The sequence below is a fragment of the Streptomyces arenae genome (assembly GCF_022343545.1).
Lineage (GTDB): Bacteria > Actinomycetota > Actinomycetes > Streptomycetales > Streptomycetaceae > Streptomyces > Streptomyces humi.
In genome coordinates this window covers 90,256-103,450 of record NZ_JAKQYH010000070.1, presented here as the reverse complement: position 1 = coordinate 103,450, position 13,195 = coordinate 90,256, and the positions used below count along the sequence as shown (strand labels likewise).

Sequence of the window (13,195 nt, the reverse complement as noted above, 5' to 3'; positions counted from 1 at the left end):
GGGATCCGGTCGCTCACAGCTCTCCCATTCGTCGGATCACGGGGGCCACCCGCTGGACGCCGTGGCGGTAGGCGCCGCGGGCGGCCCGGCGCACGATCTGGCGGACGGGTCCCGGCGCCTTGTCGGCGGCGGGTGCGCCGGGCAGCGGGACACCGTCGGGGCCGAGGTGGTGGCGGGCCAGGATGCCGGGCAGGTAGCCGGGCGCGGTCTCGGGTGTGTAGTACGGGTTCAGGGGCGGCAGCCCGCCGTGCCGGGCGAGCAGCTTCGCGATGCGCTCACGGCCGGCGTCGAAGGCCCGCTCGTAGGAGGCGCCCCCGGCGGCCACGCCCTGCCGGGCGACCCACTCGGCGTCGGGCGCCGGGCGGTGGCCGGCGTCGAGCTGGTCCCAGGAGGCGAGGCAGCCGGAGCCCACGAAGTGGTGGTTGCCGAGCGTCTCGCGGATGCCGAGGTCGGTGAGGAGCACGGTCGGGATCCGCCGGTGCAGGGCTTCGAGGGCGGCCGTCGAGCTGACCGTGACCAGCAGGTCGGTGTGGTCGAGCACCTCGCCCATGTGCCCGTACACCAGCCGGAAGTTGGCGGGCACGTCCTTGCCCTGGACCAGCTTCTGGTACGGCAGTTCCTCGATGTGGGTGGTGTGCTCACCGGGCTTGGAGCGCAGCTTCAGCAGCACTTCCCGCTCGGGGTGCCGGCGGGCGTGCTGGATCAGCCGGTCGAGCAGGTAGGTGCGGTCCCTGCGGCTGTCCGGGACGGACGGCTGGGCCGCGAACACCACGGTGTAGGGCTTGTGTTCGCCCTCGTAGGGCGCTCCGCCGAGGAACGGCAGCGCGACCTCGGTCACCGCGGTGGAGTCGGCGCCGACCCCGTCGTAGACGGCCCGGAAACGCTCCGCGTCCTGGCGGGAGTTGGCGAGGACCAGGTCCGCGCCGTGCCGCAGCAGCAGGCCGTCGGCGAGCTTCTCGTAGACGACGCCGACATAGCCGGTGACGACCACGGGCCGCTTCTCACGGCCGGCCCAGGCGGCCCGCAGCCCGTGCAGCATGGCCTGCACACCGCCGCCCACGAGGGAGAGGACGAGGATGTCGTACGACTGCTGCTCCATCTCTCTCAGGAACTCGACGGACGTCACCTCGCGGAGGGAGTCCGCGTGGACGCCGACCTCCTGGAGCTGGCGGGCGGTGGGGGTGGCACGGCCCCGCAGGAGGTAGCCGTCGAGCCGGACGTCCGAGTCGTCGCTCTCGTCGGGGATGAGGCGCTTCGCGGTGAGCGCGCCCCACTTCCACCGAGTGTCGGAATCCGCCAGGACGGCCACCCGCAGGGTCTTCGTTGCACTTACTGGCACACCGAAGACGCTAGGAAGCCATTCCGAGGATCTCCCGAACCCGAATCCAACAAAGGGTTAACAACACATCGCCGAATGGCGAATCAGCCCGGGATCAGCCGTCAAAAAGGCTCGGTTCACGACCTCGCCACATGTCGTTCACCTCGTATCAAGGCGGGAGTCAAGACGCACGACGGGGTCTCCTCTAACGTCCCTCACGTGGTCAAGCTCTCCGTCATCGTGCCGTTCTACAACGTGCAGCAATACGCGCCCGACACCCTGAGGAGCCTGCGTGCGAACGCGCGTGAGGACTTCGAATTCATTCTCGTCGACGACTGCTCGACCGACGGGACGCCAGAGATTCTCGCGCGAGCAGAGCGCGAGCTGCCAGGCGCGGTCCATGTCAGACACGAACAGAACGGAGGTCTGGCCACCGCGCGGAACACCGGCATCGACAGGGCGCGCGGCGAGTACGTGACCTTCCTGGACGGGGACGACTGGCTCGCACCGGGCTACTACCCGGACCTGGTGGCCGCGATCGAGTCGCTGGGCTGCGACTTCGTCCGTACCGACCATGTCCAGTGCACCGCGCGGGCCCGGCTCGTGACCCGGGTGCCGGTCGGCCGGCGGAACGTCGTGATGAACCCGCGGGACGCCATCCTGCCCGCCGACCGGTCCACCTCCGTCGACTACGCCTACGCGTGGGCGGGTGTCTACCACCGTCGTCTGGTGGACAAGGGACTCGTGCATTTCACGGACGGGCTGCGGACGGCCGAGGACCGGCCGTGGATCTGGAAACTGCACCGGGAGGCCGAGTCCTTCGCGGCGGTGAACCTGCTCGGCGTCTTCTACCGGCGTGGCGTAGCCTCGTCACTCACACAGATCGGTGACGTCCGTCAGCTCGATTTCATTCGCGCGTTCGACCAGGTGATCGAGGAAACCGCACAGGACGCCGACGCGAAGGAACTTCTGCCGAAGGCCGTCCGTACGTATTGCGCCATCATTTCCCATCACCTGGGATCCATCGAAAGGTTCGAGCCCGCGGTGGCGAAGAAGCTGAAATCCATGAGTGCGGCCGCACTGCGGCGCATGCCGCAGGACGTGCTGGACGAGGCCCTGGACTCGATGGACCTCCAGCGCGCCACCAAGCTGCGCCGGCTGCGCCGCCGTCCCGCCACCGCGGGAGCCGCCGCGTGACCACCCAGATCTTCCAGGCGTCCACCCTCTACGGCACCGCCACCCTCGCGGCCGCCCTGGACTCCGGCGCCTTCCGCCCGGCCGACCGGCGCATCCTGCTGGTCTGCAACAACGCGGCGACCCCCGAGACCACCCCGGGCCTGGACGAGGCGCCCGGCTTCGAGCGGCTGCGCGACCGCTTCGACGACGTGATCTCGTACAACGAGACGATCTTCCCGTTCCACCCGGGCGGCTGGGCGCCGCGCGTGGAGGACTTCCCGCTCTGGGAGCGCTTCCTGCGCCACGAGTGGCAACTGGGCGACGACGACGTGGAGTTCGCCGTCGAGTCGATCCAGGTGAACCCCTCGCTCAGCCTCACCCAGATCTTCACCGGCGCCCCGGTCACGGTCTACGCCGACGGCCTGATGAGCTACGGCCCGACCCGCAACAAGATCGACCCGCTGGTCGGCACCCGGGTGGACCGGGTCCTGCACCTGGACCTGGTGCCGGGTCTGAAGCCGCTGCTGCTCACCGAGTTCGGCGTCGACGGTGAGGTCGTGCCCACCGCGGCCTTCACCAAGGTGCTGGCCGAACTCGCGCCCAGCGGTGACGAACTGCCCGGCATCGAGGAACCGGCCCTGCTGCTGGGCCAGTACCTCTCCGCGCTCGACATCCTCACCCCCGCGCAGGAGGAGAACCTGCACGTGCGGATGTTGAAGGGCGCGGTCGAACTCGGCCACACCAAGGTGGTCTTCAAGCCGCACCCCTCCGCCCCGGCCCGGTTCGCCCGGACCCTGGAGCAGGAGGCCGAGAGGCTCGGGGTGGAGCTCACGGTCCTGGACACCACGGTCCTCGCCGAGGTCCTCTACCAGAGGATGCGCCCGGCTCTGGTCGTCGGCTGTTTCTCCACCGCGCTGCTCACCGCGTCCGCGCTGTACGGCCTGCCGACCGCCCGGGTCGGCACCGACACGCTCCTCGACAAGCTCACGCCGTACGAGAACAGCAACCGGGTCCCGGTCACCGTCGTCGACGCGCTGGTGCCCGAGCTCTCCGACCGCAAGGCGGTCGAGGAGCAGCGTTCCGGCATGAGCGTCGAGGCGCTCGGCGAGCTGATCCGCGCGGTGGGCTTCGCGATGCAGCCGAAGATCTACCCGCAGCTGCGTGCCGGGACCGAGCGCTACCTGAGCAGGCATCTGAACGACCGCACCATCCGTTACTTCAAGCGCAAGCGGCTGACCTCGCTGGGGCTGCCTGGCGGGGTGCCGGCGCAGTTGGCGTTCCTGCCGCGCAACGCGACGGTGCGGCGGATGGCCCGTAAGGCACGTAATCTGCGCAGGGTCGTGCGCCGGTAGCCTTCCTCCGGAGCGCCGTGTCGTGTCGTCTGCGGCGCCGCGGGGGCTGGTCGCGCAGTTCCCCGCGCCCCTGAGCGGCGGCTGCGCCGCCGGTCAGCGGCTGGTCGCGCCCACGCGGCGGAGCCGCATGTCCAGCACGGTCCCGCGCCCCTTTGGGCCGCCAGGGGCGGGTCCGGATCACCGGGCCCGCCCCTTCTACGTCACCTGCCCAGGATCTTCCTGATCGTGGCGCGGTTCTCCTCGGTCACCTTCCACAGCTGTTCCTGCCGGTCGTGCACGTCGGCGACGGTGCGGCTGTGGTGGTCGAGGATGCCGATCGCGCGCTCGGCGAGGATCTCGCCGAGGTCGCGCTCGTGGACGGAGACGCCCCACTCGGGCCGCTCGATGTCGTTCAGGAAGTACGCCATCTTCGGGTGCGAGATGAGCGAGACGATCGGCGTGCCGACCCCGAACGGGATCATGCCGGCGTGTCCGCGCATGCCGATGACCAGGCGGGTCTTGGCGTACGTCTCGCGGATCTCGTCGTTGGAGAAGTCGTACATCGGGATCACCGGCAGCGAGATGCCGTGCTCGCGGCGCAGGTCGAAGGCGATCTTCTCGTCGTCGAGGGAGTGCGCGACGCACTTGACCTCGGTGTGCTCGCCGATCTTGCGGACCGCCTTGGCCATCTCCGCGAGGAAGTGCCCGTAGTCGTGGCCGAAGCGCAGCCCCGCGCGGTCGTAGGCCGCGTTGAGCATGACCGTGTCCTCGCGGTACGCCGGGTCGGTCCAGCCGGCCACCAGCTGCCGCATGACGGTGGTCGGACAAGGCTGGAAGACGACCTTGTCCTGGAGCTCGGGCGGGAGCATGCCGCGCACCTTGGCGATGGAGCCGTGGTTGCGCAGGCCGAAGAAGGACGACTTCTCCACCAGCAGCCGCAGGCTCTCGTTGAACCGCTGGGCCCGGTAGGACTGGCCGTCGAAGGCGTTGAAGCCGACCGCGTAGACCATGATCGGGACGTCGATGGCGCGCAGGTGCTCGTCCGGGACGTTCCACTGCCAGGCGCTGTTGCCGTTGGGCATGGTGTCCGGGATGAACAGCCCGCCGCCGCCGATGACCAGGCCCCGGCGGGCGTTGACCCGCTCCACGGCGGCCCTGTCGAAGTACCGGTGGGCGTGCACGGAGTGCCAGCGCCGGGAGGTGGTGTCCGGGCCGAAGCCGAGCCGGACGGTCTCCGGGAGCAGCTTGTCGCCGGCGTTGCCCTGCCGGTCCATGTAGAAGGCGACGTGCGCCAGCTGGTCCTCGGCGCTGCCCTGCTCCTGGGAGGGGACGGCGGCCGCGCGCTGCGCCCACAGGCGGCTGGAGCGGTGCGTGGGGTCGACGGTGAGGCCGGCGGTGGCGTACCTGAGGGCCTCGGTGTTGTCGCCGTGCACCCACGCGATCTGGGCGAGCCGCGCGAAGGCGGTGGCGGCCCGGTTGGGGGCGGCGGTGGCGAGCAACAGCTGGGTCTTGGCCTCCTCGTAGCGGGAGACGCTCATCAGGGCGTGGCCGAGCACCTCGTGCGGCCAGGCCTCGTCCAGCGGGACGCGGACGCTGCTCATGGTGTCGACGGCGTCCTGGTAGTCGCCGGCCCCGATGTGCGCGGCGGCCACCTTGCGGGCGATCTCGACGTCCCCGGTGCGCTTGACGTGCGGGGTGCCGAAGTGGACGACGAGGTCGTGGTGGAGGCCGCCGGAGGAGGCGAAGTAGGCCGCGTGGAACTCGGCGTCGGTCAGCTCGAACTCGCGCCAGCGCTCCTCGGCCTGCGCGTAGCCGGCCTCGCCGCCCTGCCAGGGCTTGTGCCGCCCGGTGAAGTGCAGGATCTTCGTGTCCTCGGGGACCGGGAGGTCACCGGAGAGCCGCCGCTTGACGAAGTTGTACCTGGCGTCGAGGCGGACGAAGTCGCCGTCCAGGACGGCGTTCAGGATGCCCTGGTCGTGCTTGTCCAGCTCGTACTCGCCGCTGCGGCCGGTCTTGTCGATCTTCGCGCAGAACTCGTCGGACAGGTACTCCTTCTGGATCACCAGGAGACCGGAGTTCAGCTTGTGCTGCCCGTAGAAGAACTGCGGGACGGCCGCGAGACCCTCGCGGAGCTCCAGGAGCTCGCCGAGACCGCCGAGGACCACCATGTCGGTGTCCAGGGTGATCACGGTGTCGTAGTCGCGCAGCCGGAAGATGTCGAGGATGAAGTACGCCTTGCGGACCAGGTAGTTGTCCTGGTCGCCCTTGACGTACGAGTCGTAGTGCGTGTCGTTCACGCGGCGCAGCACGATGCGCGGGTGCAGGGCGCGGATCTTCGCTATGGAGGCCGGGCGCAGGTCGTCGTAGAGGACGACGAAGTCCTCGCAGACGCCCGGGTTGGACAGGGCGAGGCTGCGCAGCAGGACCAGGAAGCCGGGCAGGTAGTTCTCGTCCACGTAGGACGCGAAGGCGATCCGGCGCTTCTTGGTGAGGGCGCTCGCGTCCGTGTTCGGGGCCGCCGGGGTGAAGGTGGTGGTCATCGCAGGGAGATCCTCATGTCGGTCACGCTCTGGGCCCGCTGCATGACCCATGCCTTCTCGCTGGTGTATTCGTGCACGGAGGTGATGGCCAGCTTCATGGCCTCCTGCACGCGGTACGCGCCGCTCTCGTAGAAGTCGAAGCCGATCAGGTCCAGGGTCGGGCTGACGTCCAGGAAGTCCAGCAGCCACAGCATGTTGAACCCGGAGGTCGGGATGCCGGACCAGGTCTCGGTGCTGATCTGCCCGATGTTGCGCATCGGCCAGCGCAGCGACTCGTCGCCGAGGAACTTCTGCGCGCCGGGCACCAGCTTGTTGCGCAGCGAGTGCTTCCAGTCGCCGGAGACGCCGCCGAAGACCAGCCGGGTGGTCACCGGCTTCTCCCAGTTGAAGGCGTGCTTGTGGATGCTGACGTGGATGTCGGTGCGCTCGCCGGTGTGCTTCGGGTCGATCTTGTACGAGTTGAAGCGCACGACCAGGTCGTAGTCGTCGATCTGCTTGCCGATGCCGCCGGCGCCCACCCGGCCGGAGTTGGCGATCAGGCAGACGGATTTGCCGGCGATCTGGTTGCGGAACTCGCCGAGGCTGAGCCACCGCACGCCGTCGACGGTCGGGTCGGCGACGGGCCCGCGCATCCGGACGCGGCGCTGCTCGGCGTAGAGCGCGACGACCTCGGTGAGACCGGCGTCGTGGCCCTCGGCGAGCCGCAGGTCCAGGTACTGGCTGAGCAGTTCCTGCCGGTCGTTGACCGGGGCCTCGTCCGCGGTGAGCGCGAGCAGGGCGCCGACCAGGCGGGGTTCGGCGGCCTGCCAGTCGCCGGCGGCCTGGAGGGCGAGGCCCTCGGCCCAGGTGGCGGTGGCGGGCGCGGCGGTGTGCTCGGTGGCGGTGGGCACCTGGCGCGTGAGGAGGGCCAGGAGTTCGTTCTCGCGTTCACCGGCGCGACGCAGTCCGCTGATGCGGTTGGCGACGCCGAAGCCGTCGTCGGCGGTGAGTTCGAGGTAGCGCTCGTAGGCCTCGACGGCCTCGCTCTCCTCGCCGAGCGCCTCCAGGATGCGGGCGCGCAGCCGCCAGCCGGCGCGGGAGTTCCTGCGCTGGGCGAGCACGGTGTCGCTGATCACCAGCGCGAGGTTCAGCTCGTCGTTGTAGCCGCACTCCAGGGCCTTGTTGGCGACCGCGAGCAGAGCGTCCAGCAGGTCGTTGCTGATGCCTCCGGACGGGGACGTGGCGCCCTTCACGGCCCGCTTCAGCAGGGCGGTCGCACCGCCGGCCGGGGCGGGTGCGGGGGCGGTGGTCCCTTCCGTGGCGACGACCACGAGCAGCTTGCGCAGCTGCTCGGCGAGTTCGGCGCGACGCCGGTCGAGGCTGCCGACCACTTTGCCGCTGTGCACGGCGCAGGCGTGCAGGCAGTCGTCCAGCTCCCCTCCGCGCGCAGGTGCCCGCCTGTTCTGGACCCTCGTCATAGCTCTCCTGATTTTGCCAAGCAAAGCTTGTGTAATCGCTGTGTGTGGTGGGTTGACCCGCACCGGGGGGATGGATGGAGAAACTAGGAAGCCAAAACGACCATATGGTTAACGAATCCCGACTGGTAAGAGAATGGTTAGGAGGTTCACCGCGGCATTCCTATGATTCGCCCAGGTGACGGTATGGCGCTTCCCACGTCCCGGCGACAGCGTGAACAGATCGGATGATTAACCGCCCGGCCCCGGGTAGGCGTCTCGGACCATGTCTCTCGCCACCCCCACGACGGCGCCCCCGCCTGCGCGGATCGCCCACGCCCCGGCCCCACCCGGACGGCCCCGCCCCCGGCTTCTCGCCCTCGACGGACTGCGGCTGCTGGCCGCCCTGATGGTCTGCCTCTACCACTACGCCGGCCGCGGCGGAGTCGTCTCCGCGTCCTGGCACCAGAACCCCGCCCACGTCTTCCCGACCCTGTCCCGGGCGGCCGTCTACGGCTGCCTGGGCGTCGAGTTCTTCTTCGTCATCAGCGGTTTCGTGATCTGCATGAGCAGTTGGGGCCGCTCGCTCGGCGACTTCTTCCGCTCCCGCGCCGCCCGCCTCTACCCCGCCTACTGGGTCGCCCTGCTGCTGGTCACCGGCGCGTCCCTGGTCCTGCCCGCCGTCGTCCACGCGGTCCGGCTCGACGAGTTCCTGGTCAACCTGACGATGCTCCAGCAGCCCATGGGCGCGCCCCGCGTCCTCGGCGTCTGCTGGACCCTGTGGGTCGAGGTCCGCTTCTACGCCCTGTTCGCCCTGACCGTCGTCCTGCCGGGGGTCACCTACCGCAGGGTGGTGCTGTTCTGCTCGGTGTGGACGCTGGCCACCGTGCTCTCCACCGCGGCCGGCGGCCCCTGGGCCGAGCTGGTCGTCATGCCCGCGTACGCCCCGTACTTCATCGGCGGTCTGGCCCTCTACCTGGTCCACCGCTTCGGCGGCCAGGCCCTGCCCTGGGGCATCGTGGCGCTCTCCTGGATCCTCGGACTGCGCACCGCCACCGAGGGGTTGTGGCACGCCGGGGCTCCCCGCGACCCCTACGTCACGATGCTGGTCGTCACCCTGGCGTACGCCGCGGTGGCGGCGGTGGCCGCCGGCTGGACCCGGTGGGCGGCCTGGCCCTGGCTGACCACGGCCGGGGCGCTGACGTACCCCTTCTACCTGGTCCACGAACACCTCGGATGGTTCGCGATCCGGGTGCTGCACCGCGGCTGGGGTCTGCCGCCGTGGCCCACCCTCGCGCTGACTGTGCTGACGATGCTGGGACTGGCCTGGCTGATCCACCGCTTCGTGGAAACCCCGTTCGGACCGAAATTGAAGAGGGCGTTGAAGAACTCGTGACATGGGGAACTCGCGATTCCGGGAACCCGTGATTCGGCTCGAATTCACCTTTCGTTAATGTGGGGTGAACTTGGCCCGCCGTTCATCTCTCCGTTGGTTTCGCAGCGGTACGGCGGGCAGGCACGGTGGAGACCGCGCGGACGCACAGGTGTCGCGCAGGATTTCCACAGGCTGCCGATCGCGTATCGAGGGAGTGCCTCCTCCGTATGGCCACCACCCAGGAAACGACCCCGACCCGACTGCCCCGCCGTCTCGACGACGTCCCCGGCTGGTTCCCGGTGCTCGACCAGCTGCTCTTCGACTGGTTCCTGAGCCGCCAGGAGACCTCCGGCATGCGCGGCGACCTCCTGGAGGTCGGGGTCTACATGGGCAAGAGCGCGATCTTCACCGGGCGGCATCTGCGGCCCGGCGACGGGTTCACCGTGTGCGACCTCTTCGAGGGCGACGCGCCGGACGACGCGAACCGCGCCGAGTCCACGAAGTCGTACAGCAAGCTCACCCGGCGCGTGTTCGAGGAGAACTACCTCGCCTTCCACGACGAACTGCCCCGGGTGCTCCAGGGACCCAGCTCCGTCGTGCCGGACGAAGTCCCGCCCCGCTCCTGCCGGTTCGTGCACGTCGACGCGTCGCACCTGTACGAGCACGTGCACGGGGACATAGCGGCGGCGCGCGAACTGCTGCTGCCGGACGGGATCGTGGTCCTCGACGACTTCCGCTCCGAGCACACGCCGGGCGTCTCCATAGCCACATGGGAGGCGGTCCTCAACGGGGACCTGCGCCCGATCTGCATCAGCACCCAGAAGCTGTACGGGACGTGGGGTGACCCCGGGCCGGTGCAGGAGGAGCTGATCGAGATGGTCCGGGGGCGGACCGACTGCCACCTCAGCACGCAGGAGGCGGCGGGGCACCGGATCATCCGGCTGAAGTCGAAGGGGATGGCCGCGCCGGAGTTCCCGTTGTCGCGGTACGCGGACGCGCCGGTACCTCCGGTGGAGGCGCCGGTCTCCGTGGTGCCGGTGGTGCCGTCGGTGGCGCGACGGCGGAGTCGGGTGCGGCGGGTGGCTGTCGATCTGCTGCCGCCGGTGCTGACGCGGGCGATACGGAAGGCGATGAAGTAGCGCCGAGGGGGTGGGGTGTTCTGTCGCCGGGCGGCTGCGGGTCTGGTCGTGGCTGGTCGCGCAGTTCCGCGCGCCCCTGTGGGCGCGCCCCCCCTCACGGGGTTTTGTAGCGAAGGCCGATACCCGCGATCACCAGCTCCAGCCCCTCCTCGAAGTGGGTGTCGTAGTTGGTGAACATTTGCTCGCCCGCCGCTGCCGAGAGGGGGAAGTCGGCCAGCAGGCGGGCGCGTTCCGCCATGTCGTAGCCCTCCCGGCGCTCCCCCGGCAGGGGCTCCACGCCCTGCTCCTCGGTGACGAAGCCGATCGTGTAGGCGTGCACCGTGCGGCCCGCCGCCACCGCCTGGGCCAGCGTGAAGCCGGCCGCCGTCAGGACGCGCAGGTTCGCCTCCTGCTCATGGGCGTGGTCGATGCCCGTGAAACGTGAGCCGCTGTAGACCTTGGCGCCGTCGCGGTAGCCGAGCAGTGCCGTGCGCAGCCCCCGGCCCACCGTGCGCAGGCGGTCCTGCCAGGTCTCGGCGGGGTCCAGCACCCGGCCCGCGACCATCCGGCGGTACATCTCGGTCGCCATCTCGTCGAGCAGCGCCTGCTTGTCCTTGAAGTGCCAGTAGAGCGCCGGCGCCTTGACGTCCAGTTCGCGGGCGATGGCCCGCAGGGTCAGGCCGTCCAGGCCGGCCTCGTTCAGCAGGCGCAGGGCCGTGTCGGCGACCCGCCTGCGGTCGAGGGGCGCGCGTCGTTCCGTACTCACACTTGACAGCTTAACAGCGTTAAGGGCAGCCTTGGCGTCGACGGCACTTAACATCGTTAAGGAGAAATGCGATGGATGTTCTGATCGTGGGCGCGGGGCCGACCGGACTCGCCCTCGGCATCGACCTCGCCCGGCGCGGGGTGGACGCGCTCGTCGTGGAGGCCGGCGAGAAGCTGTTCCCGGGCTCCCGTGGCAAGGGGATCCAGCCCCGCACCCAGGAGGTCTTCGACGACCTCGGGGTGCGCGACGCGATCCGCGCGGCCGGCGGGCTCTACCCGCCCCGGCTGCTCTGGAAGAACGGTGAGCGGGTCGCGACGGAGCCGATGTTCGACGAGGTGACGGCGGACGAGGGGGCGCCGTACACCGAGCCGCTGATGGTCGCGCAGTGGCGGACGCAGGAGGTGCTGTACGCACGGCTGCGGGAGCTGGGCGGCCGGGTGGAGTTCGGGCGCGCGGTCACGGACGTGGCGCAGGACGCGGACGGGGTGACCGCCCGCTTCGCCGACGGCACGGCCGTCCGGGCCCGGTACCTGGTGGCGGCCGACGGCGGGCGGTCGGCCGTACGGCGGGCGGTCGGCGTCGGGATGACCGGCGAGCCGGTGGACCCGAGCCCGTTCCTCGTGGCCGACCTGCGGGTGCGGGGCCTGGACCGGGACCACTGGCACACCTTCGCCGGCGACGACGGGACCGGCGTGGCGCTGTGCCCGCTGGCCGGCACCGAGGACTTCCAGCTGGGCGCGAAACTCCCGGAGGGCACCCGGCCCGAACTGTCCCTGGCAGGGATACGGCGGCTGGTCTCGACGTACAGCCATCTCGACCCGTCGGACGTCACCGAGCTGCGCTGGGCCTCCGACTTCCGGCCCCGGGCCGCGCTGGCCGACCGGTTCCGGGTGGGCCGGGTCCTGCTCGCCGGGGACGCGGCCCACGTGCACTCGCCGGCCGGCGGGCAGGGCCTGAACACCAGCATCCAGGACGCCTACAACCTGGGCTGGAAGCTGGGCACGGTGCTGGCCGGCCGGGCCGCGGACCCGCTCCTCGACACCTACGAGGAGGAGCGCCGCGCGAACGCCGCCGCGATGCTGGACCTCACGACCGGCGTCCACCGGGGTGAGGTGCGGCGCGGGGAGGCTACGGTCCAGCTGGGGCTGGGCTACCGGGAGTCGTCGCTGTCGGAGGAGACCCGGAAGGACCCGGGGCCGGTGCGGGCGGGCGACCGCGCGCCCGACGGGCGCGACGCGGCCGGGGTGCGGATGTTCGACGTGTTCCGGGGCCCGCACTGGACGCTGCTGAGCCCGGCACCGGTCGAGGGCTTCGGCGGCCGGCCGGCCCCGGAGTCGTACGGCCCGGGCATCTTCCTGGTCCGTCCGGACGGCTACGTCGGCTGGGCCGGCGACACGGCCGACGGGCTGCGCGAGTACGCGCGGCGCACCGGGGCCCTCGACGCCGCCTAGGGCGAGGAGGGCCGCGGAGTGCGGCTCAGGCGCTGGCCAGCGTCAGCTTGACCGCGAAGCCGAGGAACAGCACGCCGGCAGCCGAGGTGGCCGTCGCCGACAGCCGCTTGCGCCGCCGGAACGCGTCGGCCAGCCTGGTGCCGCTGAATATCAGGGCGCTGAGGTAGAGGAAGCTGGCCACCTGGGCGAAGACGCCGAGGACGACGAAGGACAGCGCCGGATAGGCGTACCCCGGATCCACGAACTGCACGAAGAAGGCGACGAAGAACAGGATCGCCTTGGGGTTGAAGAGGCTGATCACCAGGGCCCGCCGGTACGGCCGCTCCGGCCCGGGCGCCGCGGCCGGCACCGCTTCCGGCGCCACGCGCAGCTTCCGGGTCCGCCACATCCGACCGGCCGCCCGCAGCATGCCGACCGCGAGCCACGTCAGGTAACCGGCGCCCGCGTACTTCACGATCCCGAACAGCACGGCGTTCGCCTGGAGCAGTGAGGCCACCCCGGCCGCCGACAGCGTCATCAGCACGGTGTCCCCGCACCACACCCCCGCGGCGGCCGTGTAACCGGCCCGTACTCCCTGCCGGGCGGCGACGGACAGCACGTACAGCGAGTTGGGCCCGGGCAGCAGGACGATCAGGACAAGTCCTGCCAGGTAGGTGGGGAGATCGATGACACCGAACATGGGAAGCA

10 protein-coding genes are annotated in these 13,195 nt (G+C 70.5%); 5 read left to right on the top strand and 5 right to left on the bottom strand.

The features are described 5' to 3' along the window. Nucleotides 1–13: 13 nt before the first annotated feature. The gene (locus MB828_RS33445) at nt 14–1,339 is read right to left on the bottom strand and encodes a DUF6716 putative glycosyltransferase (protein ID WP_133025643.1); all 1,326 of its coding nucleotides are present in this window, start codon (nt 1,337–1,339) and stop codon (nt 14–16) included. A 198-nt stretch (nt 1,340–1,537) separates the two neighbouring features. On the opposite strand from MB828_RS33445, the gene MB828_RS33440 reads away from it, so the two are divergent. Next, nucleotides 1,538–2,515 carry a glycosyltransferase family 2 protein gene (locus MB828_RS33440; protein ID WP_046729787.1) on the top strand — a complete coding sequence of 326 codons (978 nt, stop codon included), beginning with the start codon at nt 1,538–1,540 and terminating at the stop codon, nt 2,513–2,515. Next, a complete protein-coding gene (locus MB828_RS33435; protein WP_301651459.1) occupies nt 2,512–3,846 on the top strand; it encodes a polysialyltransferase family glycosyltransferase in 1,335 nt (444 codons plus the stop codon). Before MB828_RS33440 ends, MB828_RS33435 begins: the two co-directional genes overlap by 4 nt. Before the next feature lie 200 nt (nt 3,847–4,046). Here the strand turns inward: MB828_RS33435 and MB828_RS33430 are convergent, their stop codons facing one another. Together MB828_RS33430 and MB828_RS33425 are read right to left on the bottom strand one after the other, a co-directional pair. Further along, on the bottom strand, nt 4,047–6,365 hold the full coding sequence (locus MB828_RS33430) for a glycosyltransferase (RefSeq protein WP_301651458.1): 2,319 nt from the start codon (nt 6,363–6,365) through the stop codon (nt 4,047–4,049). Continuing rightward, complete coding sequence (locus tag MB828_RS33425; protein WP_301651457.1) at nt 6,362–7,822, bottom strand: glycosyltransferase family 29 protein; 1,461 nt, start codon at nt 7,820–7,822, stop codon at nt 6,362–6,364. Before MB828_RS33425 ends, MB828_RS33430 begins: the two co-directional genes overlap by 4 nt. A gap of 262 nt (nt 7,823–8,084) precedes the next feature. On the opposite strand from MB828_RS33425, the gene MB828_RS33420 reads away from it, so the two are divergent. Then, nucleotides 8,085–9,194, top strand: coding sequence for an acyltransferase family protein (locus MB828_RS33420; RefSeq protein ID WP_301651456.1), 1,110 nt, complete (start codon nt 8,085–8,087; stop codon nt 9,192–9,194). A gap of 206 nt (nt 9,195–9,400) precedes the next feature. Beyond that, nucleotides 9,401–10,312, top strand: coding sequence for a class I SAM-dependent methyltransferase (locus MB828_RS33415; RefSeq protein WP_301651455.1), 912 nt, complete (start codon nt 9,401–9,403; stop codon nt 10,310–10,312). A gap of 94 nt (nt 10,313–10,406) precedes the next feature. On the opposite strand, the gene MB828_RS33410 is transcribed toward MB828_RS33415, so the two are convergent. Next, nucleotides 10,407–11,057 carry a TetR/AcrR family transcriptional regulator C-terminal domain-containing protein gene (locus MB828_RS33410; protein ID WP_301651454.1) on the bottom strand — a complete coding sequence of 217 codons (651 nt, stop codon included), beginning with the start codon at nt 11,055–11,057 and terminating at the stop codon, nt 10,407–10,409. Nucleotides 11,058–11,128: 71 nt separating this feature from the next. On the opposite strand from MB828_RS33410, the gene MB828_RS33405 reads away from it, so the two are divergent. Continuing rightward, complete coding sequence (locus tag MB828_RS33405; protein WP_301651453.1) at nt 11,129–12,508, top strand: FAD-dependent monooxygenase; 1,380 nt, start codon at nt 11,129–11,131, stop codon at nt 12,506–12,508. 25 nt (nt 12,509–12,533) lie between these two features. On the opposite strand, the gene leuE is transcribed toward MB828_RS33405, so the two are convergent. Continuing rightward, nucleotides 12,534–13,187: a leucine efflux protein LeuE gene (gene leuE / locus MB828_RS33400; RefSeq protein WP_301651452.1), complete on the bottom strand. Its 654-nt coding sequence runs from the start codon at nt 13,185–13,187 to the stop codon at nt 12,534–12,536. Nucleotides 13,188–13,195: the final 8 nt, after the last annotated feature.